This window comes from Butyrivibrio proteoclasticus P6B7 (assembly GCF_000622085.1).
GTDB lineage: Bacteria > Bacillota > Clostridia > Lachnospirales > Lachnospiraceae > Butyrivibrio > Butyrivibrio proteoclasticus_A.
This window is the reverse complement of the sequence record NZ_JHWL01000020.1, coordinates 38,236-62,452: the sequence shown is the minus strand read 5'-3', so window position 1 is coordinate 62,452 and position 24,217 is coordinate 38,236. Positions and strand designations below refer to the sequence as shown.

The 24,217-nt window shown below is 40.5% G+C and carries 22 protein-coding genes; 20 read left to right on the top strand and 2 right to left on the bottom strand.

The genetic code is table 11. The features are described 5' to 3' along the window. Nucleotides 1-39 precede the first annotated feature (39 nt). From T541_RS0112360 to T541_RS0112340, 5 genes are all read left to right on the top strand, one after another. Nucleotides 40-1,116, top strand: a complete 1,077-nt coding sequence (locus tag T541_RS0112360) for a hypothetical protein (protein ID WP_026653024.1) — start codon at nt 40-42, stop codon at nt 1,114-1,116. A 411-nt stretch (nt 1,117-1,527) separates the two neighbouring features. Then, a complete protein-coding gene (locus T541_RS0112355) occupies nt 1,528-2,319 on the top strand; it encodes a class I SAM-dependent methyltransferase (RefSeq protein WP_026653023.1) in 792 nt (263 codons plus the stop codon). 70 nt (nt 2,320-2,389) lie between these two features. Next, on the top strand, nt 2,390-2,887 hold the full coding sequence (locus tag T541_RS0112350) for a GNAT family N-acetyltransferase (protein ID WP_026653022.1): 498 nt from the start codon (nt 2,390-2,392) through the stop codon (nt 2,885-2,887). A gap of 322 nt (nt 2,888-3,209) precedes the next feature. Further along, nucleotides 3,210-3,968, top strand: coding sequence for a hypothetical protein (locus T541_RS0112345; protein WP_026653021.1), 759 nt, complete (start codon nt 3,210-3,212; stop codon nt 3,966-3,968). A 265-nt stretch (nt 3,969-4,233) separates the two neighbouring features. After that, nucleotides 4,234-5,805: a hypothetical protein gene (locus T541_RS0112340; RefSeq protein WP_026653020.1), complete on the top strand. Its 1,572-nt coding sequence runs from the start codon at nt 4,234-4,236 to the stop codon at nt 5,803-5,805. A gap of 37 nt (nt 5,806-5,842) precedes the next feature. On the opposite strand, the gene T541_RS0112335 is transcribed toward T541_RS0112340, so the two are convergent. Next, nucleotides 5,843-6,829: a YwqG family protein gene (locus tag T541_RS0112335; RefSeq protein WP_051538236.1), complete on the bottom strand. Its 987-nt coding sequence runs from the start codon at nt 6,827-6,829 to the stop codon at nt 5,843-5,845. 202 nt (nt 6,830-7,031) lie between these two features. Here T541_RS0112335 and T541_RS0112330 point away from each other — a divergent pair, with 202 nt between their 5' ends. Further along, entirely contained in the window at nt 7,032-7,850 is an 819-nt protein-coding gene (locus T541_RS0112330; RefSeq protein WP_026653018.1) for an endo alpha-1,4 polygalactosaminidase, read from the top strand. A gap of 64 nt (nt 7,851-7,914) precedes the next feature. On the opposite strand, the gene T541_RS0112325 is transcribed toward T541_RS0112330, so the two are convergent. Next, nucleotides 7,915-8,136, bottom strand: a complete 222-nt coding sequence (locus tag T541_RS0112325) for a hypothetical protein (protein WP_026653017.1) — start codon at nt 8,134-8,136, stop codon at nt 7,915-7,917. A gap of 168 nt (nt 8,137-8,304) precedes the next feature. Here T541_RS0112325 and T541_RS0112320 point away from each other — a divergent pair, with 168 nt between their 5' ends. The 14 genes from T541_RS0112320 to T541_RS0112255 all read left to right on the top strand — a co-directional run bounded on the left by T541_RS0112320 (nt 8,305) and on the right by T541_RS0112255 (nt 24,137). Further along, the gene (locus tag T541_RS0112320) at nt 8,305-8,766 is read left to right on the top strand and encodes an RpiB/LacA/LacB family sugar-phosphate isomerase (protein WP_026653016.1); all 462 of its coding nucleotides are present in this window, start codon (nt 8,305-8,307) and stop codon (nt 8,764-8,766) included. A 79-nt stretch (nt 8,767-8,845) separates the two neighbouring features. Beyond that, nucleotides 8,846-9,019, top strand: coding sequence for a hypothetical protein (locus T541_RS21410; RefSeq protein ID WP_155839518.1), 174 nt, complete (start codon nt 8,846-8,848; stop codon nt 9,017-9,019). A gap of 52 nt (nt 9,020-9,071) precedes the next feature. Next, nucleotides 9,072-9,887 (top strand): metallophosphoesterase, encoded by an 816-nt coding sequence (locus tag T541_RS0112310; protein WP_026653015.1) that lies wholly within the window; start codon nt 9,072-9,074, stop codon nt 9,885-9,887. A 108-nt stretch (nt 9,888-9,995) separates the two neighbouring features. Beyond that, a complete protein-coding gene (gene nspC, locus T541_RS0112305) occupies nt 9,996-11,153 on the top strand; it encodes a carboxynorspermidine decarboxylase (RefSeq protein ID WP_026653014.1) in 1,158 nt (385 codons plus the stop codon). A gap of 47 nt (nt 11,154-11,200) precedes the next feature. Continuing rightward, nucleotides 11,201-13,108: a zinc ribbon domain-containing protein gene (locus tag T541_RS0112300; RefSeq protein ID WP_026653013.1), complete on the top strand. Its 1,908-nt coding sequence runs from the start codon at nt 11,201-11,203 to the stop codon at nt 13,106-13,108. Between the two features lie 23 nt (nt 13,109-13,131). Next, a complete protein-coding gene (locus tag T541_RS0112295) occupies nt 13,132-14,367 on the top strand; it encodes an agmatine deiminase family protein (protein ID WP_026653012.1) in 1,236 nt (411 codons plus the stop codon). Nucleotides 14,368-14,383: 16 nt separating this feature from the next. Next, entirely contained in the window at nt 14,384-15,280 is an 897-nt protein-coding gene (aguB, locus tag T541_RS0112290; protein WP_026653011.1) for an N-carbamoylputrescine amidase, read from the top strand. A 71-nt stretch (nt 15,281-15,351) separates the two neighbouring features. Further along, a complete protein-coding gene (locus T541_RS0112285) occupies nt 15,352-16,167 on the top strand; it encodes a hypothetical protein (RefSeq protein WP_155839517.1) in 816 nt (271 codons plus the stop codon). Between the two features lie 73 nt (nt 16,168-16,240). Beyond that, entirely contained in the window at nt 16,241-17,818 is a 1,578-nt protein-coding gene (locus tag T541_RS0112280; RefSeq protein ID WP_026653009.1) for a helicase HerA-like domain-containing protein, read from the top strand. 33 nt (nt 17,819-17,851) lie between these two features. After that, nucleotides 17,852-19,894 carry a GGDEF domain-containing phosphodiesterase gene (locus T541_RS19540; RefSeq protein WP_051538235.1) on the top strand — a complete coding sequence of 681 codons (2,043 nt, stop codon included), beginning with the start codon at nt 17,852-17,854 and terminating at the stop codon, nt 19,892-19,894. A gap of 246 nt (nt 19,895-20,140) precedes the next feature. Continuing rightward, nucleotides 20,141-20,581: a hypothetical protein gene (locus T541_RS0112270; RefSeq protein WP_155839516.1), complete on the top strand. Its 441-nt coding sequence runs from the start codon at nt 20,141-20,143 to the stop codon at nt 20,579-20,581. Nucleotides 20,582-20,945: 364 nt separating this feature from the next. Next, on the top strand, nt 20,946-21,722 hold the full coding sequence (locus tag T541_RS0112265) for a flagellin (RefSeq protein ID WP_026653007.1): 777 nt from the start codon (nt 20,946-20,948) through the stop codon (nt 21,720-21,722). A 387-nt stretch (nt 21,723-22,109) separates the two neighbouring features. Next, complete coding sequence (locus T541_RS0112260; RefSeq protein ID WP_026653006.1) at nt 22,110-23,039, top strand: ABC transporter permease; 930 nt, start codon at nt 22,110-22,112, stop codon at nt 23,037-23,039. 39 nt (nt 23,040-23,078) lie between these two features. Beyond that, nucleotides 23,079-24,137, top strand: a complete 1,059-nt coding sequence (locus T541_RS0112255) for an ABC transporter permease (protein WP_026653005.1) — start codon at nt 23,079-23,081, stop codon at nt 24,135-24,137. The last annotated feature ends 80 nt before the right edge of the window (nt 24,138-24,217 follow it).

Genomic DNA, 24,217 nt, shown 5'->3' with positions numbered 1-24,217 from the left:
GTTGTAAATAGATGTAAATAGATGTAGAGGAGGATTGAGATGAAGAATCCTTTTACACATACTCCAGGAAGAGTCGGTGATGCTATCATTGTGACTAACTTAGAAGAAGTTGTATATGAAAATTTTAGTTATGATCAGCCTTCTGAATGTGTATATAAGATAACTGGAATTAGAGGATCTGGAAAGACAGTTCTTTTTGGAAATATTATAAGACACTACAAGAGCGCGGAAATGAAAGCGGAAGGCTGGCTTGTATATGACCTATCATCAGCTAGAAATCCGATAAGTACACTTATTTCATATCTTATGTTAGAGCCGGAGGTTAAGAAAGCTCTTGTTTCTGAGAAGACTAAGCTAAGTATTTCACTTCCTGTAGTTGGAATTAATGCAGGAATTGATACTAAGACGGAATATGATGATGAAGTTAGAGTAGAACAGCTTGTTGGTGTTCTGGTTAAGGCTAAGAAAAAGATTCTTATTGGCATTGATGATATTGCTAAGACTGATGAGATGGCAGAATTCTGTTCTGTATATGCTAAGCTTATCAGGAATACTATGGATAACAAGGAACAGACACCCTGGCCAGTTTATTTGATTTGTTCTGGTGTTTATCAGAATTTTTATGAACTGGGTGAAGTACCTAATCTTACATTTTTTAAAAGAGCTGCTGAGCTTAAGACAGAACCCTTTGGAGTACCTGCGATGGCTATCAAGTATGAAGATATGCTTGGCCTTGAGGAAGATGCAGCAATATCTTATGCCAAGGAAACAAAGGGATTTGCATATGCATATCAGGTATTTGGAAGTGCATATTTCCAGGATAAGGATAAGGGAATGGAGTATGTGATTAAGCATGCTAAGAGTGAATTGTTTGCCCAATGTTATGAGAAGATTTGGAAAGAACTTCCAGAGGGACAGAGAGAAATCCTTAGAATAGTGGCTGATGGTCCAAAGAAGAGAAAAGAAGTTCTGGATGAAATGAAAAATAAGGGAAGCTATCAAGTATACAGCACAGCTCTAAAGAATATGGGATTATTGTCTAGTGATCCTGAGTCTTATGGAGTGGCGGAGATCACGCTACCTTTCTTTGGTGAGTATATTCAGAAGTATTGTTGATTTATTGACGAATCTTTGAAGATATACTCTTGTGTGGGCAATTAATAAATTTTGACAGAGATATTTTATGTTGACAGGAAGTTGTCTACGAATTATACTAACGACTAATATATTTTCTGAAAAGAGAGACAATATGCAGATAATTTACACATTAACTAATCCCACATACGATTCATCTAATTCAAACTCCGGTAATGATACTAAGGGGTCTAATTTGCGTATGTATGATAGGGAAATGTAGATGAGAGCGTATCTGTAGCTTAATAAAGTCTAAGTTAAGCCCTATCGAGCAGAGATGTTTGATAGGGCTATTTTTATATCCATCGATATCGCCAAATACTTACATTTATTCACGATTGTAGAGGAGTAGACAGCTCTTTTAACAATAAATAACATCACAGGAGGAGCATTATGAAAAATCGAAAGGAAATCTTACAGACACTGTACACACCAGAGTGGGAGGATGGCAGACTTGTAAGAGACAGGCAGGGCGAGCTTGAGTACATCACCACAATGCACTACATTCACAAGGAGATCAAGGCTGGTGCCAAGATAGCAGAGATCGGAGCTGCAACTGGAAGATACTCAGTGACACTGGCTAAGGAAGGCTACGATGTAACAGCAGTGGAGTTCCTTGATGACAATGTGGAGGTCCTTAAAAAGAACTGTGAGGGCTTAGGTAATATCAGAGCTTTCCAGGGAGACGCAGTGAATCTCACAATGCTAAAAGATGATGAATTTGACGCAACGCTCCTCTTTGGACCAATGTATCATCTTTATACAGAGGAAGAGCAGAAGGCAGCTCTTGACGAGGCAAGGCGCATCACTAAAAAGGGCGGAGTGATCATGATCGCATTTCTTTCAATCTACGCAATCATGCACAACGACTACCTTGCCAACAACTTTGACGATGGCTTTCTTGAGAACTTTACAGAGGACTTCCAGGTTAAGCACTTCAAAGAACAGATATTTACTGGCTTTGACATAGAAGATTTTGAGAACCTGGTGGACAGCGTAGGACTTAAGAGAGAAAAAATAGCAGCTACTGACGGTGTTCTGGAACTTGCCAAGGACAGAGCAGATTTCGGAATCCTGGATGACCAATTCGAAAATTACGTTAAGTACCATTTGCACTTCTGTGAGAAACGAGTACTTCTCGGAAATTCGAGCCATCTGCTTCTTATTTGCACTAACGACAAGTAATGCAACTAATATGTGAAAAGAACTATGATATCAACATAAACATCTGCAAAAGACTAGGAGGAGACGACCCATGCAACTAATAAGAGTACAGGATTCAGATTACAAAAAGACCTATGACCTTTACATGTCATTCCCTGAAAACGAGAATGGCTACATGAACAACGTGTACGGCTATGATTACGACCAGTTCCTTGGTTGGATTGAGAAAAAGAGAGACTGGTCTGAGGGAAAGAACCTTCCTGAAAACTTCGTGGCAGATACAACCTTTGTCATGGATGTGGATGGAGAGTACGTAGGAGTTGTTAATCTAAGGCATTACCTTAACGACTTCCTTAGAGAAGGGCCGGGGCATATAGGCTATTGTGTATCCAAGGCCTATAGAGGAAAGGGCTATGCTACAGAGGGGCTTAGACTTGCCCTTATAAAGGCAAAAGAGAAGGGCATTGACGAAGCATACCTTTCAGTTAATAAAGATAACCCAGCAAGCCTTAAAGTCCAGCAGAAGAACGGAGCCATAATCCATCATGAAGATGACCTTGAGTACTATACGAGAATTGCAATATCATGATGAGATGATACTAGTAATACGACAAGCAGACCGTGTCTGTTAAATCAGAAATAAAGATATGATGGCAGATAAATTATAAAAAAGAGCTTAGATGTGATTGTTAACAAATAATTCACATTTAAGCTCTTTTATCATGTTATCACATTAAAGGATTTAGCAATAGTCTGCATCAACGAGCATATACAATCGGAAACTAGCCACAATATCTCGTGTTTATTCGCACATATTCTGCCAGATCTTCCCAATTCTAAATTGTAAAGGTTGACAAATATTACTAGATATGTAACAATTTCATTATCATATTTGAAGGAGGTGATGACAGATGAAGAGAAAAGCAGTTGTAGCAAGTATGATACTGACCATGGTACTCATGGGATGTGGAGGAGAGACTCAGACAACAGAGGAAGTGACAGGAAGTAGTGAGGCTCTTTCCATCTATGCTCAGGAAGATGTAGAGGCATCTATCGTTGAAGGCTATCCGAGAGCGGATAGCTCACAGGATTCATTGGATAAAACAGACTCGGCAAAAGAAACAGACTCGGCAAATTTAGAAGACTCCAGTGGAGAGTCGGAAAAGGAGGTAGAACTATCGGAGGCAGCTCCGATTATCGATATCACAGGCTGCACATCCTTTGAGCAGATCATTGATAACAAGCTTTCCGAAGGAATGGGATACGCTACCGTTAAGATTGACGGCGCAGATGTCCTTCTGGTTTCAAGCAGCTGTTATGACAAGGAAGGTACAAATGTAGCAGTTAATTCCACTATATTTGTTATGTCAGACACTGGGAAAATTGTTGAAGCAGGAAAGATCATGAGCGGTGGCTCTGCATATCCGGTTTCTGTAAAGGGCAATTACCTTTATACAGCAGCTGATGATATTGTAACAAGATACGTGATCGACAATGACAACACTGTCTGGATCGATAACAGCGCATACGTGGAGTATGACGACAGCAACAATGCAACGTATTATTCAAGAGATATGCTTGAAGAACATGAGGAGAAAGATTATACGCTTCTGAAGGAAATGTATGAGGAGTTTTCAGAGGCGCAGGTGATTGAGTTCGCCGTTAAATAATTCGTTTGGGACTACTTTACTTAATAGCTATCCCTAGGATGGCTTTCATATAGATTCTCTCTTTTGAAGCGATAGCCTTTTACCTTTGGGGGCTGTCGTTTCTTTTTTTTGTGCTGGAACTAATGTGACAATTGACTCAACCTGCAATATTTTCGCGGGATTAATTTATGAATGCAACATAATAGCTCTTTTAACTGTATATATATTGTAAGCTCTGTGAAATGAGTTTACTATATGAAAGGTTATACGGAAGGAAGGGATATATATGAAAAAGAAATTTGTTGTTAGATTACTTGCTATGACCATGGCGTCTACACTTCTTAGTGGCTGTGGCATTAGCTATTCTATTAAGAATGAGGACGAGGAGGCTGCTACAGAGGAAAGCACCGAGGAAGAGGAAGAAGAAAAAGAGGAAGAGGCAGAAGAGGAGCCTGAAGAGGAAGAGGCTGATACTGAAAACCTTACAGGCGAGGAACTCTACGATGCCTTTATGAACGGTGATGTGAAGATTACCTACACTAATCTTGATGTTAACGGTTCAGCAGACATGCTGGCTGATTACCTTGAAGATGGTGAAGAATATGATATCAACGAGATAGCCAAGAAGGCTGAGGAAGGCTATACACCAGGCAGAACCCTTACTGAAGACCCTACAAGCAGACTTATCGATTGTGGCGAGGATGGGGTAAAAGAGCTACTTGTGAGATTCCAGTTTGGCGATTCAACTTCACTTTCAATGATCCTTAAGGACGTTGATGGAAAACTTAAGTATTGTTATTCAGGTGAGAGCTGGGATAGAAGTGAGCTTTGCATCAGTGATACAGGCGTTATCACATCTTCTGGTTCAGGCGGAGCCACAGTCCATGGATCTGACTACGCTTATGTAGATGCAGAGGGTGACTATCATTTCTTCTACTATGTAGAGGATGAGGGCATGCCATACAGCATGTATGTTCAGAATGATGCTGGCGAATATGTAACCATCAACTTTGATGATCTGGACACAGATTACTTCATGGTTACCAGCTACAGAATTGAGGATGACCAGCGCAATACCCAGTGTTACTATACTTACAACATGCTGGATGATGGCTATAACATAATCACAACTGATGAGGACTTTGCTGAGTCTAATCCATACATGCAGAAGTTCACTGAGGCTGGAATTACTATTTACAAGAAGGATGCCATTGTTGAGAAGCTTTCAAAGAGAGCTGAAGAGATTGGATATCCTGAGTGGGATCAGGCAGTTTCTGCAAATCATGAGCTTACTCTTGTGGCTATGGAGCATTCTAATAGTAGTATGCTTAATGCTGAAGAGCAGACTTGTAAAGATAACGTGAGAGTAATTAACGGTGATCCAGCAGTGATTTCTGATTATGTGGATGGCTATAAGGGTTCTTCCTGGGATGGACGTTTGGAAATCACTAAAATGCATGATGACAACTATGATATCAATTTCACCTTTAAACTTGGTAGTAAATATGTTGGATATGATCACAGGGAACAATCTAACAATGCAGCTATCGACTATCTTCAGGTAATGGATATTAACGGCGATGGCCAGGAAGAGATCCTTGTTGTAACATATACTATAAGCACTGCTACTTATGTTGCTTACGAGATTTCTGTATGGAGCTATAATGGATCAGAGTTTGTGGAAGAGATTAGCTTTGATGATATTAGTAACCTCATTGATGGTAATGATGAGTTAGCAGGCGCCACTATTACTTATGCGGGCCTTTGCGATCAGGGACTTAAGATCATTGCAGATAAGGGCGAGAAGATAAACGGTGTTTATTATCCTGATGAGTATGAGCTTATCGTTAATTACTAAGCTGAAGATTATAGGATAACTATGTTGAATGCTTGTATCAGTAGCAATCCCAGGTGTACATTGCCTTATCAAAATCAAGATTCTTAAGATCCTCTTCATTCATGAAGAAGTTACCAACACCAGAGTCGCCCCACATAATGTTGATTCCATCCTCCATGTTATCAGTATCCATCTGGAAAAGAAGTATGTCATACTCACCAGGATTACGAGGATCGCCCTGAGTAAAGCAAGGATATCCCAGCATCTTGTGACCTGATGACTCATTTAATACCTCATTCACATAGTCGTAATCATCATCCTGAAGGAAATCGTAGAGACCGGAAATGCGGTGGTCCTGAATATCCTTTACATTGATATTATATAGCTCTTTTAACTTATCACAGAAAATATCCCAAAGTCTCCAGTCATCGAAGTTAGTGAACTCCAGATAATCCTCAAAGGAAAGAGCATAGCAGTCAGAAAGAGGGAAGTACTCCTCATCATCAGGATTAAGATCGCTGGCAGCTCTGATTCCAAGGGCTTTCACAGAATCCTCTGTAACAGAAGGATCGATATCATTGTGGTAAACCACCTTGTGACCAAGCTCCTCATCAAGGCCGTTTAAGTCATCGCAGTCTATGAAGAACTGCAAGAGACCAGACTTTGGTAAAAGAGCATCCTCCACATCGGAAAGATTGATCTGGGCAAGAAGGATAAGCTTGTTGCCATCCTTGTTAACAGGATATTCCTTGCCCTGTGGCCAGTATGGATAGCCGCCGAACTTACTGTCTGTAAGGGCGATGTTGTCCTTAACGTGAGTTTCTATGGCAATAACCTTCTTAAGAGAAGCTTTCTTGATCTCATCAAGGAGCCTGTTAAGATCCTGTCTTGCGATGCTGAGCTTGCCATCTACGACTGTAGGAATAGCAGGAGCTACTGGTGTGTTACTGTTTGCGTTAGCGTTAGGACCCTGAACTGGCGCGAAATCCTCAATGTTTTTCTTTGGTTTCAAAAGTACGTTATGGATGAAATATGATAAATTCATGGGTTTTCTCCGTTTCTAAAATGACATTTATCTTGTAATTGTAAGTGGGGAGGGATGATTTGGCAACTTGAAAGTTTACAGATAAATCTGTAGCATTGAAATATGAGAATATGAGAAGAACAAAAAATATATCCAGAGCTAATAACATGCTTTAGGATTGTGAATTAGAGAGTTGATCAAAATTTTAAATGGAGGATCTTCTATGAAGAAAGCTACCAGTATCATTTTGACTGCAATGCTGATTTTTACCACTGGATGTAGCCTCTTTAGTCCCTATGATCAGGAATACGGCGTCTATCTGTCTGATGACTTCGATGATCTGGATAAAGAGCTAAATTGCAAGACCATAGTTATCGATGCCCAGTACTACACCAAGGCTGAGATTGCCCAGATACATGAGAAGAATGGAACAGTTCTTTCTTACGTCAATGTTGGATCTCTTGAGAATTTCAGGGACTACTTTGAGGATTTTGAAGATCTGACTCTGGCGCCCTATGAGCACTGGGAAGGGGAATACTGGATAGATGTCTCAGAAAAGAGATGGCAGGATTTCCTGGTGGAAGAGGTTGGACAATCACTTAAGGATAAGGGTGTTGATGGGTTCTTTATAGACAACACTGATGTTTACTATGTTTTTCACGAGGATAAGATATACGAAGGCCTCGTTAGTATTATGAAGCGCCTTAAGGCAATGGACATGAAGGTTATCATCAATGGTGGTGACAATTTCGTGTCCAGATGCATAGATGAGAACGGTACTATAAAAGGCGTCCTGGACGGCGTTAACCAGGAGAGTGTCTTTACTACCATTGACTGGGACAATGATTCCTTCAGAGAGAATGACGAAGAGGAAACCGAGTACTTCCTTGCTTACCTTAAAAAGGTCAAGAAAGCTGGGGGAGAGGTCTACGTCCTTGAATATTCTCAGGATCAAGACATTACCAAGAAGGCAATTAAGAAATGCCACAAGCTGGGATATACAGTCTATGTATCTGACAGCTTAGAGCTTACATCGCAGTAATATATGATAAAAAAGGCTAGTCGATAAACTTTCGACTAGCCAATTTTCTTATATTTAATTGTAATTATTTGTCTGTCTTAACTGGGAGAAGCTGCAGATCCTTGGTTCCAAAGAACAGGCTGTTGCGAATCATCCCAATTCTATAGAGATTAAGCACATAAAACATTGAACACATTATAGTGATAAGGCCAAAGGTTTTGATGAGTTCCTCTACTGTAGGAGGATAGCCATATTGTCTAGAATGGTTACCAACATATTCTGCAATCTCTACTTCAAGTCTTCCCATTTAGTATCACCCCTTTACTTAGTTTATACATATAAGCATAAGCCTCTAATGTTTCCGAACTGTGTTTAGTTTATTAACAAAGTCTAAACTTTCATGGGGCCGGATTTTTGCTTTAGGGACGATGCGCTATAATTATTGTATGTAAATCAAGAAAGGTAGGTGCAAGATATGGTAATTGCTATGGCTAATGATCACGCAGGAACTGAGATGAAGAATGAAATCAAGGCATATCTCCAGGCTCAGGGCCATGAAGTAAGAGATTTTGGAACCTTTGATAATGAGTCCTGTGATTTATCGGACTTCGTTTATCCTGCCGCTCTTGCAGTTGCCAAGGGCGATTGCGACAGAGGAATATTCTGTGATGGCGTTGGATATGGCAGTGCCTTGATCGCCAATAAGATAAATGGCTGTTATGCGGCAGTTTGTCAGGATCCTCTTTGTGCAACTCTTGCAAGACAGCATACAGACTCCAATATCCTGTGCCTTGGAGCTAAGATAATCGGAGGTCTTATGGCTATGGAAGTAGTTAAGACATGGCTGACTACCGAGCCTCTTATGGAAGAGAAGTATCGTAGAAGAGTTCAGAAGGTCTGCGACATCAACGATAAACATTGCGTTCCAGTTAAATAAATTTCTTTTTGCAACATTTATTTCCTCCCATTTGTATATAAGTTGAAGGCGCTTATAAGACAATTGGGAGGATTTATTTATGAAGAAAGGTAAGAAGAGTAAGAAAAGAGCTATCATCATTACACTGGTGCTTATATTCTTTGCAGCAGTAGGTTTAGATTTATATAACTATGGAATTCCACTTAACGGAGAAGAAAAGATTGTGGGATACTTTGAAGCTGTAGGACTTTCCCAAAATGAATTAAGAGCTTAGTGTAAGCTGAGCTCTTATCATTATGGTATTATTGTTGCGGAGGAAAAAGATATTGAAAAAGTGGACCAAAAGAATTTTGGCGATTATAATATTATTTTTTGCAATCATCTTATGGTACGAAGTGCCAGTTACTGAGCAAATCTCCATAGACGGAAATGGTAAGATTGCTGAGCCTGTAAGGTTTGCGCTGGTGACAGATCTTCATTCCTGTTACTATGGCAAGAACCAGTCACAGCTTATCAATATGATAGACAAAGCGGATGTGGATGCAGTTCTTTTATCAGGAGATATCTTTGATAACAAGTTTGATAATGGGAATTCCCGTATATTTACAGAGCAGATTGCTGCTAAGTATCCTTGCTTCTATGTAACTGGTAATCATGAATTCTGGAGCAAAACAGAAGTGGAGTTCAAGGAGTTCCTTACATCCGTGGGAGTAACTGTACTTGATGGAGATGCAACAACCATCAATTTAAATGGTAACAATATTGATATCTGCGGACTGGATGATCCCACCTACATGACATGGGAAGAGTGGAGAGCGCAGCTTGATGAGGCTCAGGCTGGTACTAATCCTGAGAACTTCAAAGTTCTTTTATCCCATCGTCCTGAGAGGAAGGACACATATTCTGAGTATGACTTCGATCTTGTGGTCTGTGGCCACGCCCATGGCGGACAGTGGAAAATTCCATTTACTCAGATGGGAGTTGAAGCCCCTGACCAGGGCCGATTCCCTAAATACGTGGATGGCAAATATGACCTTGGAAATGGCCACTACATGGTCGTCAGCCGCGGCCTTTGCCGAGAGAGAATGCCTTACCCCAGATTCTTCAACCATCCTGAAGTAGTGATAATTGATGTAGAGTAGACAACGCATTTACGCGTTGTCTTTTTCTTTGCGTAGACTATTGAAAGAATGCCCCAAAAACCTTAAAATGTTACATGTTGTGAAATAATTAAAGTGTAGGAATTATGTATGAGATTAGATAATATAAAGACTCCGGCTTACGTTATTGATGAGGCTAAGCTTAGGAGCAATCTGGAAATTCTAAAGAGTGTTCAGGATGAGTCAGGAGCGAAGATTCTTCTTGCTCAGAAGGCTTATTCTATCTATCAGACATATCCGCTTGTAGCTAAATATTTGACTGGTGCTACGGCTTCAGGACTTTACGAGGCAAAGCTGGCTGCGCAGGAACTGGGGCTTGAGAATCATGTCTTTGAGCCTGCTTTTGGAGATGAGGAGATGAAAGAGCTATGTGATGTCTGCGATCACATGGTGTTCAACTCCCTTAATCAACTGGAACATCACAGATCTGTTTGGGAGAAGGCGGTAAAAGAGGAATCTCTTTCAGTGGGACTTCGTGTGAATCCTGAGTTTAGTACTCAGGAGGGGCATGAAATCTATGATCCATGCGCACCGGGTTCTCGTCTTGGTATAAGAGAGTGCGATATGCCTGAGACTCTTCCTGAAGGCGTAGAGGGCCTTCACTTCCATACTCTTTGTGAGCAGGGCTTTGAGCCTCTTCGCGATACTTTCGCTGAGTTTGAGAAGAAGTTTGAGAGATTTCTTTTGCCAAAGGATTCAGCAAGGAGGCTCAAATGGATCAACCTTGGTGGAGGCCATCATATAACCAAACCTGATTATGACAGGGCTGGACTTATAGAACTGGTTAAATACATTAGGGATAAGTACCATGTTGAAGTTTACTTGGAGCCTGGAGAAGCTATCGCAATTGACGCAGGCTATCTGGTAACAACAATCATGGACGTCGTAAAGACTGAGAAGTACCCTGTACTGATTCTTGATACCTCAGCAGCATGTCACATGCCTGATGTTCTCGAGATGCCTTACAGACCACCACTTCGTGACAGTGGTGAAGAGGGAGAATTATCTTTTACCTACAGATTGTCCTCCCGCACTTGTCTTGCTGGCGACATCATCGGTGACTATAGCTTTGATAAAGAACTGTCTATTGGCGACAGACTCGTGTTTGAAGACATGGCCATCTACAGCATGGTCAAGAACAATACCTTCAACGGTATGGCCCTTCCTGATATTGATATCATGCATGAAGACGGGGAGATAGAAGTGCTTAAGGAATTTGGATATCAGGACTTTAAGGATAGATTGTAAAACGGGGATTTATGAGGGGATAAAACAAGGTATAAAGGAGAATGAAAATGTTTTGTCCAAAATGTGGGAAAGAGAATGATAATGGGGCTAAGTTCTGCGCAGGATGCGGAGCGAGCCTTGTGGTGAATAGTAATGTAGCAGGTGCAGTTACTTCAACTACAAATGCTAATAATACAGTAAACTACAATAATGCACCAAATATGCAGAGACCAGTTTATAACAATGGTGTGCAGAATATACCAGTAAAGAAGAAAGGTGCACCAATTGCCCTTATCATTATCGCAGCAATTCTGATGCTTGCATTTTTAACAGGTGCAATCTTTGGAGTTACCAGGATCTTTAAGAACAAGAAGGGCTCTGACGTAGCAAGCTCTAGTAATGCAGGAAACGCAGGAAATGCAGATGATCAGCAGACTGGATCTGATGATATAACAATTGATCCAAAGAATAGTGCCATTCCAGCTGGAGATTTCCATCCTGAGAAGTATGCAGATTATGAGAGAATGGAGAATCTTAGCACCTGGAGTTTATATGGCCTTTCAGAATATGATAGTCTAGGGGACTTTATAGTAATTGAGGGAGATTCCTACAAATCATATTTTGCTGAAGACATCTTTAGTGAAGAAGGCGGGTCATACTATGAAAACCTTATAAAAGGTAAGAATATAGAGTATGTTCAGACTTTCAATTATGCCAATTATGTGGTTACAGCTGATGGTACTAACTACATGTTTAATAGACTTTCAGATGGATTCTATGAGCTTGAGAAGGGTTCAGTTTATCCAACAGCACTTGATGATGATGCTGCTATTTATGTGATGCCAACAAGTGATGATGGTACAATTGGTGATCTTTTCTTTATTAATTCCTTTAATAAAACACCGATACTTTTAGCTAGGAATGTGGTTGGCTCTTCAACGGGAGTAGCAGTGCGACAGATTGCTAATGAACAGATCTTTTATTTCTATTATGAAAAATACGAAGATGGAAAGTATTCATTGGCTGAAACATCAACAACAGCTCTGGGGCTTTTGCATGGTGAAGATTTCGAATTAACAGAAAGAATTATTGCTGAAGGCAATACTATTCCGCTTTACGCCGACGATAGTGACAACAAGCTCTATTATTATGATCTTGACGAAAAAACAATTTACTACTCCGAGAAAGGCGAAGCGAAGCAGATATACCAGGGAGAATATGATGAGATTTATTTCTTCCATATTGGAGAAATGCTGGTAGTAAAGGGTGATGATCTTTATTATTTTGACAGGAACCTCTCAGAGGAGGCTACTTTAGTTCTTTCTACAGGACTTGATCATATTCTTTGTAAGAGCCCAATAACTAAACAGGGATATAACAATGTAAATATGGTATGTGGCGATGTTTCGGCCTCTATTGTATTTGATAAGAACGGTGCACAGTATATTCTTGATGGTTTGGGACATGAAGTTGGTGCAGTAGAGATTCCACATGATGTTAATGACCCAACTGTAGATTATTATATGCATGGTCTTATAACATATATTGAAGATGGAGTACTTCTCATCGACGAAGTAAGTTATAGTGGTATAAAAACCTATGTTAAATTTGATAAAGAGAGAGTAGTGGATTACTGTTCTAATCTGAATGGAAGCTTATTTTTTGTATTTACAGAACAGTCAAATGTTTACTATAGAAATATATCTGAAAACGAGGATGTGTTGATTGATTCAGGTGTAGAGTACAATGCTCAGACGGGATGCAATTTTGCAGTGGATCCTTCCAGTGAATATCTTATCTATGGCAAGGATGGACAGATGAAAGCCTTTGACTATCTAGACAGAGGATATACTGACGAGCTTACGCTTGAACATGGTTATTTTGTCAGGGACGGAAGCATTTTCATTTATTTCTATAAAGATGGTTCTGATGAGAAGTATTATCTTTATAATAACCGCGCATGTAGTATTTTCTAAAATGTTTTAGTGAGGACAAATAATTGGCTAATCAAGATTTCTTTATGCCTGCCGAATATTCCAGGCACATAGGCACAATAATGATATACCCCACAAGACCCGGAAGCTGGGGCAAGGATAGAAGCGGAGCCATTAGCTCTTTTTCTAAGATATTCCTTGAGATCATCAAGAGGGAAAGGCTATTTCTTTTAGCAGATGAAGAGCACTATGATGAGGCAGTTAAGCTCCTGTACAGCGTTATCAAGAACTACTGCGAAGAGCTTAAGATGAACGGTCAGTATGAGCCTCAGTTCCAGAGAATGTTAAAAGAGACAGAGCTTCCAAGTGAAGTGGATGTGGACAGCATTCTGCTTGAGGACCTTTTGGACGACAGATGCATTGTGCTTCCAATAGATTCAGACGATGCCTGGGCCAGAGACGTGGCTCCTACCTTTGTTGTAAAAAGAGCTAATGGCAAACAGGGTCGCAGTGATATTCGCGGAATCAATTGGCGCTTCAACGCCTGGGGCGGAGAGGTTGACGGACTCTATGCTAATTGGGATAAGGATGATGCCATCGCCAAGGCCTTCTGCGAGAAGGTGGGTTTTGATGTGATCGATGCAGCTCCATTTGTTCTTGAAGGCGGCTCTATTCATAGCGACGGCGAAGGTACTATAATGGTTACTGAAAGCTGTCTTCTTAGTGCCGGAAGGAATCCTTCCATGACTAAGGAGCAGATAGAGGATACTCTTAAGAAATACCTTGGAGGAAGCAAGGTTCTTTGGCTTCCTTACGGCATTTACAATGATGAGACCAATGAGCATGTAGATAATGTCTGCGCTTTTGTAGGACCAGCAGAGGTGGTTCTTGCCTGGACTGATGACGAGACAGATCCTCAGTATTCAATGTCCAAGGCAGACCTTGAATATCTGGAGAGCCAGACCGATGCCAAGGGAAGGAAGATTACAATTCACAAGCTCCCTATCCCTGATCATCCAGAGCTCATCAATGAGAAAGACCTTGCCAACTACGAATTCGAAGAAGGCGAAGACTTCCGCGAAGTGGGAGAGCGCCTTGCAGCAAGCTACGTCAACTTCTACTTCATTAACGGCGCAGCACTTGTACCACAGTTTGGTGGCGCTAACGAAGAGAGTGATAAAAGAGCTATCGATATTTTAAAGAAATGTTGTAAAAACAGGGAAGTCATAGGTATTCCTGCTAGGGACATCCTTCTTGGTGGAGGCAACATTCACTGTATAACACAACAGATACCGGAATAATTAAAGGAGTAAAAATATGTCTAATATAAAGGTGGCCTGCATTCAATACGCTTGTGGCGCAGAGGCTGCATCAGATGAAGAGCAGGTAAAAAGAAGTATAGAAAAGGCAGATAAGCTGGTGCGTGAAGCTGCAGCTAATGGTGCCAACATAGTCCTTTTATCAGAGCTCTTTGAAAGAAAGTATTTCTGTCAGGAAAGACGCTATGATTACTACGAACTGGCAACACCAATCCTTGAGAACCCTGCAGTTATCCATTTTGCAGAGGTTTGCAAAGAGCTGGGTATCGTAATGCCTATCAGCGTCTTTGAAAAGGATGAAAATGTTTTTTACAATTCAGTAGCCATGATAGATGCAGATGGCACTATTCTTGATGTATATAGAAAGACCCATATTCCTGATGATCACTACTATCAGGAGAAGTTCTACTTCACACCAGGTAACACAGGCTTTAAGGTGTTCGAGACACGCTTTGGTAACGTGGGCGTGGGCATTTGCTGGGATCAGTGGTTCCCAGAGACCGCTCGCTGTCTTGCTCTTAAGGGTGCTGATATTATCCTGTATCCTACAGCCATAGGTTCAGAGCCTATCCTTGACGTGGATAGCTCAGGACACTGGATGAGAACAATGCAGGGCCATTCTGCAGCCAACATCATTCCAGTGGCGGCAGCCAATAGAATCGGCAAGGAAGACGTTACTCCTTCTGAGGAGAACGGTGGTCAGACATCAAGCCTTACCTTCTATGGATGCAGCTTCTTAACAGATCCTCTTGGAGATGTAGTTGCTAAGGCTAGTCGCGATAAGGAAGAGATCATCTATGCCGAATATGACTTTGATGAGATCCGCAAGATGCGTTCATCCTGGGGACTTTTCAGAGATAGAAGACCTGAGTGCTATAAAGAGATAACCAAATAACTAATGATAATTCATGTGACAACTAGGGAGGGAGAAATCTGACGAAGGAATCGTTCAGATAAGTGACAGAAATGACTTACAAGAATTATATTAATCCTGATTTTACTCTTTTACAGAAACTGTTCTTTTTACTGCTTGCAGCCTTTGGCGTATTCCTATGTATACTGCTAATTAAGCTTGTTAATCATACTTTTAGCAGAAAGCCAAGAGATGAGTATGAGAAAGAAGAGCTTCACAATAAAGTTGAAACCTCGATTCAGCTCTTTTTCGAAATGATAATTTCAGGAGCCTCTGTAATGTCATTTTCCTGCTCCTATGTTGTATTCAATCATATCTATAGCTTACTTATGAATATGAAGGGCAGCGCCACTTACAATCAGTGGCTTCCTTTCATAAATATCTGGAGTGATGGCAAGGACTTTGCCCTCCTCCTTCTTATCTGTTTATCCTGTGTTCTTAACACAATTCTGGATAAATTCATTATTCCACTTAAGAAAATCGACAAACAAAAGAAAGCATCCATTAGAATGCTTGGAATGTTCTACGTTATCATCATCCTTATCTGCCTTAACATGATCGGAGATGAGAGCGAGTACAGCCCAGTAATGATGTACTACCTTGGCCTCATGGTAGGACGTTTCGTCTACTTCGACGCCTCCTTCATGGACTTCATCGGTGCCCTGAAGAACATCCTATCTAACCTGCACCTTCTCATCATGGGCCTACTCCTAACCGGAGCCCTTTGCCTTATCGGCTTCAACTTAGGATACCTTCTTGAACGAAACTACTACATCGTAGGAATCTTTTATACACATTTATTCATGCTCATAGTGGTATTCCTGTATCATCATGGCTACGCCATCTATAAGCATTTTGCAAGGAAGTAAATCACTTTAATATCAGCGTTATATTTGATATTATTAATACGGTATTTTATGAGAAAAGTATTTGGGAGGGACTATGTTAAGAGACGGAAAAGTTTGGATAGCAAATACAGAAAATGGGGAGAATGTATTTCTTTTACCTAAGATGGCCAATCGCCACGGTCTTGTTGCAGGTGCAACAGGAACAGGTAAAACAATTACACTCAAAGTCCTGGCTGAGAGCTTCAGCGACATGGGCGTGCCAGTATTCCTTGCTGACGTTAAGGGCGACCTTTCAGGGATGGTTCTTGAAGGCGCAGACTCAGAGGATATGCAAAAGAGAATTCAGAAATTCGGACTTGCAGAAGCTGGCTTTAAATATCAGAAATATCCTGTAACCTTCTGGGATATTTATGGTGAAAAGGGTATTCCTCTTAGAACAACAATTTCTGAGATGGGACCACTTCTTTTATCAAGAATACTCGGTCTTAATGACCTTCAGAGAGATATTCTGTCAATTGCATTCAAGATTGCAGATGACAATGAACTTCTTCTTGTAGATACTAAGGACCTTAAGGCTCTTCTTAACTACATGTCAGAGAATAGTAAGGAATTTGCCGCTGACTATGGCAATATCAGCAAGGTTTCAATTGCTGCTATTGTAAGAGCCGTTGTTTCACTGGAGATCGCGGGAGGAGATAAGTTCTTTTTCGAGCCTGCCCTTAATATCAGAGACTGGTTTGCAACAGGCACTGATGGAAAAGGCATGATCAGCATTTTAGATAGTACAAGCCTTATCAATAACGGAACCTTGTACGCTACATTCCTTCTTTGGATGATGTCTGAGCTGTTTGAGACACTTCCAGAAGTTGGAGACCTTGATAAGCCTAAGATGGTATTCTTCTTCGACGAAGCACACCTTTTATTTAAGGATACGCCTAAGCTTCTTATGGATAAGATTGAGCAGGTGGTTAAGCTTATCAGATCAAAGGGCGTTGGTATTTATTTTGTAACTCAGAACCCAAGAGATATTCCGGATGGCGTTCTTGCTCAGCTTGGTAACAAGATTCAGCATGCGCTCCACGCTTATACACCATCTGATATGAAGGCAGTTAAGGCCGCTGCAGATTCCTTCCGTGAGAATCCAGCATTTAAGACTGCTGATGTTATTCAGGAGCTGGGAGTTGGTGAAGCTGTCTGCTCATTCCTTGATGAGAGCGGAACACCAACAGTTTGCGAGAAGGTTAAGATCCTTCCTCCACAGTCTCTTATGGGCGGTATTGATGATTCAGTCCGCGACAGGGAGATCAAGGGAAGCGTCCTTTATAGCAAGTACTTTGAGCCAGTAGACCCTGATTCAGCTTATGAGTTCCTTGAGAGAAAGGGCATAGCTGATGCCAAGGCCAAGGAAGAGCTTGAAGCTAAAGAAAAAGAGAGAAAAGAGCTGGAAAAGAAAGAGGCTCAGGAAGCTAAAGAAAAAGAAAAAGCTAAAGCTGCAGAAGATAGAAAAAAGAAACAGGCTATGAAGTCTGTTGGAAATTCAGTTGCTGGAACTGTTGGACGAGAGGTAGGAAAAACGGTAGGCGGCACATTTGGCAAATTTGGAAAGACCCTGGGAGGAAATCTTGGTGCCAGCCTTGGAAGGGGATTACTGTCAACTCTTTTCAAGTCATAAGTTAAAAGAGCTTGTGGCCACGAGGCAAATTATATGAGCTTAACTGTTGAGAAACTTAAAGACTACATCAATAGCATGCAGGGGATGTATGATGTTGTACGTCTTGTTGAGCCCGGATCCTGTCACGTTATTAGTCTTGATAAAGACGGTAACAAGACAGAGGGTGAGAAGTGTTACACAGTCTGGGGTAAGTGTGAACGGTGCAGTAACTGTACCAGCTACCAGGCCAGTGCTCACAACAGAGTTAATGAGAAGACAGAGTATAAGGATGGCAGAGAATGCCATGTTATTTCTTTGCCTATAACAGTTGAGATAGATGGTAAAAAAACTAATATGTACAGCCTTGAGCTTGTGACAATTGGTAATACCGTAAGGAGTACTGAGGACGATAGTTACAGAGATGTATGCGCAGACAGCAATGAGGATGCACTCTATGTAAGTATTGTCGGCAACAAGAAAGTAAGTGATGAGATCATATCACTTGCCATGCTGGATTCATCTATTGGTATTATTTGCCTTGATGACAGTGGCAATTGTATTTACACCAATAAACAGGCCTTTAGAATGTTTCATATCCCTAATGAACTCAATAGAATGCAGGAATTTATTGATTCCTGGATGATCTTTGATAATGTGGAGAATGGACGTAATGTCTGGAGCCAGTTCTATGAATATGAGGGAAATGATTATCTCTACGAGATACATCATATGCCCGCAATTAACGAAGATACCAAGGAAGTAATCGGATCCTGCATTGCGTTCATGGATATTACTGATGAGGCTTTTAATACTGGTGGTATTAAGTTTAGAGAAACCCATGATACCCTGACAGGAATATACAATCTGGAAGGATTTATTAAAGGCGTCAGAGCAGCTATCAGCTTAGAACCAGAGGATACATACTATCTGATCTGCTCCAATATTAATAAATTCAAGCTTGTTAATCAGCTCTTTGGAATGGAAAAGGGCGATGAAGTCCTTAGATCCATAGCAAGGGGCCTTGAGAAGTGGTGCCGTGTAGGTGATGTTTACGCCAGGATTCACGGCGATGAATTTGCTGTCTTTATGAAGAAATCTGAATTTGATGAAGACAGATTCAGAACTAGCATTCATGAAGTTGCTAAACTTATTGATAACAGTATTTACAGGCTATCATTCCAGCTTGGTATTTATGAGATAGAAGATGTCCATGATTCTATCTACGAGATGCTGGATAAGGCCAGAATGGCTGTAGATTCTGCTGTCCCTAATAAAGAGCTGTCTATTGCCTTTTACGATGAAGAGATGATGAAAAAGACTCTTCATGAAAATGAGATCATCAATAGCTTTAATCTTGCCCTGGAAAATGGAGAGTTCCACATATTCCTTCAACCTCAGGTTGACAAGGAGGGCACTATTATTGGTGGAGAAGCTCTTGCAAGATGGATTCATCCTGAAAAGGGCATTATTCCTCCTGGAATGTTCATTGGAGTATTGGAGGATGCCAACCTCATTTACAAGATGGATCAGTATGTATGGGAGCTGGCGGCTAAACAGTTAAAGGCCTGGCAGGGCACAGATAAAGAGAAATTCAGCATTTCAGTCAATATTTCTCCCAAGGATCTGCAGTTCCTTGATATTGAGGTGGTATTTTCTGAACTGGTAGAAAAATATGGTATCTGTCCAGGAAAGCTTAATCTGGAGATAACAGAGACTGCTATTGCCAGCAATATAGCAAATGGTATCGAACTGATTGGTAATCTTAGAGAAAAAGGATTCGTAGTAGAGATCGACGACTTTGGATCTGGCTATTCATCCCTTAATCTCTTAAAGGACTTTGCTGTTGATGTCCTTAAGCTTGATATGAAGTTCCTTGATTCTACTAAGGATAAGGTAAGGACGCCGGTTATTATTGACCATGTTATTAAGCTTGCCCAGGATCTTAAGATGCTGGTGGTAGCTGAGGGTGTAGAGACCAAGGAACAGCTTGATATGCTAGCCGGTATGGGCTGTGATTTCTTCCAGGGATACTATTTCTCCAAGCCAGTAAATATCGATAGCTTTGAACAGCTTGAAGGTAAGATTACAGTAAATTAGGCAAAATCAGAAAATGAAGTATAAAAAAACCAGTGCCTATGGTATCATAGGTACTGGTTATTATTTTGGGAGGAGGGGTTGCCTAGTGGGGAACCAGACAACCCGTGTATGAAAAAAAGTATTGTTGGGGGTTCAGAAGTTTTACTTCTGATAAGGATATCTTACAGGCAAACTGTTTCCAAATTGTGACCGAACTCTAAAAGAAATATAACCTATTCTAAAATAATAATTGGAGTAAAAGAAAAAATGTCAAAAAATGTACGAAATAAAAATTATCGCAGACCATCTCAGGATGGAAAAGGTTCAGCATTTGGGCGCTTTCTAGTGACTTTGATGATATTTGGAATTGTTGTCTTCATATTTATAAAGTATGCTTTTCCGATAATCAAACAGGAGACCAAAAAGGTTGCGGCCAAGAAAACCGTGGAAGTTCTAACGGATAATATCGATAAAATAGCTGGTGATAATGAACAGATCAAGGAAGCTGTTGAGAATATGTCTGAAGAGGACAAGGAGACTTTGGCTGGAATCATTGAGAACCATATGGACGCAGAGAGCACAGCCCAGGTCATTGAATATGTTAATGAAGGGAATAAGGAAGAGCTTCTTAAATATGCTGCCGAGAATCTTACTCAGGAAGAAATGATGGAACTAATGGAAATGTATTCTAAGTATGCTGATCAGTGATATCTCATTAATGCAATAACACCCACGAGGGGGGTCGTGAGTGCCTGCGATTTTTCTTATTATGAGGGGGAGATTGTGATAAATTTCTACTGGACGTAGAAGATATTTCATCAACAATCTGTAATTATATTAAAACTAAAATGTGTTCAAAAAGTGAACAAAGTTAGTCTTTTTTGAGTCCAATTTGCGATCGAAATATGGATTTCTAATTTCAAGTCCCATGGTTACTAAATGAAATAAGGTACCATTTTGACCTATTTTTCCTATATTTACCTCTTTAGTTTTCAGATTTACATGCTACTATGAGGATAGATAAGTGTATTTTGTTTTGGTTTTAAAGCTTATGCTGGAAAAGGAGGTCAAGATGAGTGGAGTTTCTTCCGTTTCTGGATATTCAGGATATGATGCATATTCTACCATTTCAGCTGGTGGCACATATACAAAGGCTGCCCAGGGTGCATCAGAACTTGCTATACAGGAAAAAACAAAGGCACAGGTAAATGGACTTGAGGCTGGAGAAGAGAACCTTACATCTGCCAAATCAGCGCTTAACGTTGAGGAAGGTGCCATGGCTGGCATAGAGGATTATCTTCAGTCTATAAAAGAGCTTTCTCTTAAGGCCATGAATGGAACATTATCTGATGAAGATAAGCAGTCTGTTCAGGACCAGATCAAGGAATATATGGAAGGCATCAACGACATTGCCAAGAATACAACCTATAATGAGAAGCAGTTGCTTAATAATGAAGATGTACCAACCAGTAAATTTGAATTTGCAACTGATTCATCAGGATCTACTAAGGAAATTTCAACCTATAATTCAACAACAGAAGCCCTTGGTATTGATGACTACGATGTGACCAAAGACTTTGACATTTCTAAGATAGACAAGGCTCTTGATAAAGTAACTTCTATGAGAAGTAACACAGGAGCTGAGACAAATGGTGTAGAGCACGCTCTTACCTACAATTCACATGCTGCCCTTGAACTTAATGGGTATCAGATGGATAAGGAAGAGGACAATTCAGTAAAGGCTTATCAGGAGCTTAAGACTAAACAGGCCCTGGATGCTTATCAGAATGTCCTTGAAAAACAGAAGATGGACGACAGAGAACAGCAGAACATCCTTCTCTTTTCATAACTAGTAATTGCCAGATACAAGAACACCTGAAGATTTTTTTCTTCAGGTGTTTTTGCGTGAAAGAATATGTGTTATAATATGTATGTGTACCACGGACATATGTATTTTATGCAAAGATTATTGATGTATATTAATCATTTGAGCGAAAATAACATGGGATACTTGACATAAAATGTCCTAAACATTAATATAAGTCTTAATTGTGGTACACAAATACGTGTATACAATCTTATATGTAAACCCAAGTACAATGATGTACTAACAATCAATTTGAGCAGTACTTCATTGTTTTTTTATAACCTGACTCTTTAGCGCGTTGAAGCTTTGGCGCTTTGAAGGTTTAACGGTTTGCATCATCAAAATTTCTTATCGGGTAGGTTGGAGAGTATGAATACTAAAACACTTATGTACATTGTCAAAAGAGTCTTTTTGGCAATCGTAACGGTCTGGGTAGTTATCACAGTAACATTCTTCGTAATGCATGCTGTACCTGGAGGACCATTCACTGGGGAGAAAGCTGTAACAGCATCTGTTATGGCGGCTATGGAAGCTAAATATGGTCTGGATAAACCATTGGGGGTTCAGTATCTTACGTATCTTTCAGATATCGTCACTAAATTCGATTTTGGTCCATCCCTTAAACAAAGAGGTAGAAGCGTCAATGATATTATTTTTGACGGCATGAAGACATCAGCTAAGCTGGGTGTTATTGCAGCTGTCATTGCACTTATCTGCGGCGTTATCCTTGGTTCTATCGCGGCTCTAAGGAGAAACAAGCTGATAGATAGGATCATAATGATCATTACAACTGCATTCGTATCAATGCCTTCGTTCATTATGGGTTCGTTCCTGCTTTTGCTATTTGCAGTTAAGCTTGGATGGTTCCCAGCTAACGGAGCATCCAAGAACGGTTTCTTTCTTCCTGTTGTAACCTTATCGCTTTATCCGATGGCTTACATCACAAGACTTACAAGATCATCAATGCTTGAAGTTCTTGGACAGGATTACATAAGAACAGCTAAGGCAAAAGGTGTATCAGGATGGAAGATCATTTTCGGTCATGCCCTTAAGAATTCTCTTATTCCTGTAATCACATATTTTGGACCAATGCTTGCTGGTATCGTTACAGGATCTTTGGTTGTTGAAAAGATCTTTGCCGTACCTGGAATTGGTGGAGCCTTTGTAAACAGTATCACAGGTCGTGATTATCCACTTATCATGGGCACAACAATTGTTCTTGCAACACTGATTGTAATCATGAACCTTGTAGGCGACATCCTTTATAAGGTAGTTGATCCAAGAATTACACTTGAGTAATTGAACTTACAAAATAATGACTAGGAGAATTTCTTAATAATGGATATTTCAAAGTTAAATGCACAGGTAAATATGGATGATTTCATTCCTGCTACCGACGAAGAAAAAGAATATATGGTGCAGATGCGTCCATCATCAACATTCTTTAAGGATTCTGTTAAAAGACTTCTTAAGAATAAGGTGGCAACGGTTTGCTTCTTTATTATCATACTTATCACACTGGCAGCTATCTTCATCCCAATGTTCTGGCCATATTCCTATGATCAGATGCTTGGTATGACACCAGGTAAGCCAGTAGATAACACTTTTAACGATCTTAAGCCTTTCGAGTTCGGAAGATCAGAGCTTAAGAGAATTGAAAAAGGTGAGAGTGTAATCCCTCATATCTTTGGAACAGATTCTCAGGGACGTGACTACTTCATCCGTGTAGTATACGGTACAAGAATTTCACTTGCAGTTGGATTCTTTGCAAGTATCATCGTTCTTATTATAGGTATGACCATTGGTTCCGTGGCAGGTTACTGCGGAGGCAAGGTGGATCTCATAATCATGAGAATAGTAGATATCATCTACTCACTGCCTGATATGCTTATGGTTATCCTTCTTTCATCAGTACTTAAGGTTGTAATGGAGGGTGCCTTAGATGGAACGGTGCTGGCCAAGATCGGTTCCAACATCATAAGCTTGTTCATCGTATTCGGTGTTCTTTACTGGGTATCAATGGCAAGACTTATCAGAGGTCAGATCCTTTCACTTCGTGAACAGGAATACGTACTTGCAGCTCAGGCCGCTGGTGCAAGAGGAAAATGGATCATCCTTAAACACCTTATTCCTAACTGCTTCTCAGTAATCATTATTTCAACAGCACTTCAGATTCCTAGTGCCATCTTTACTGAGAGTTACCTTTCATTCCTTGGACTTGGTGTTAACGCTCCAATGCCTTCACTTGGTTCACTTGCTTCTGACGCGCTTAACGGAATTAAGTCATATCCACACAGACTTCTTATTCCAGCGCTGGTTATTTCTCTCATAGTTCTTTCACTTAACCTTTTCGGTGACGGACTTAGAGATGCATTCGATCCTAAGCTTGATACTTAAGCTGAGAGAACCTGACGAAGTTCTTTTGGGTCTGGTTCGAACGTGTTCTGGCGAGCGAAGCGAGAGCAGAACTTCATTTT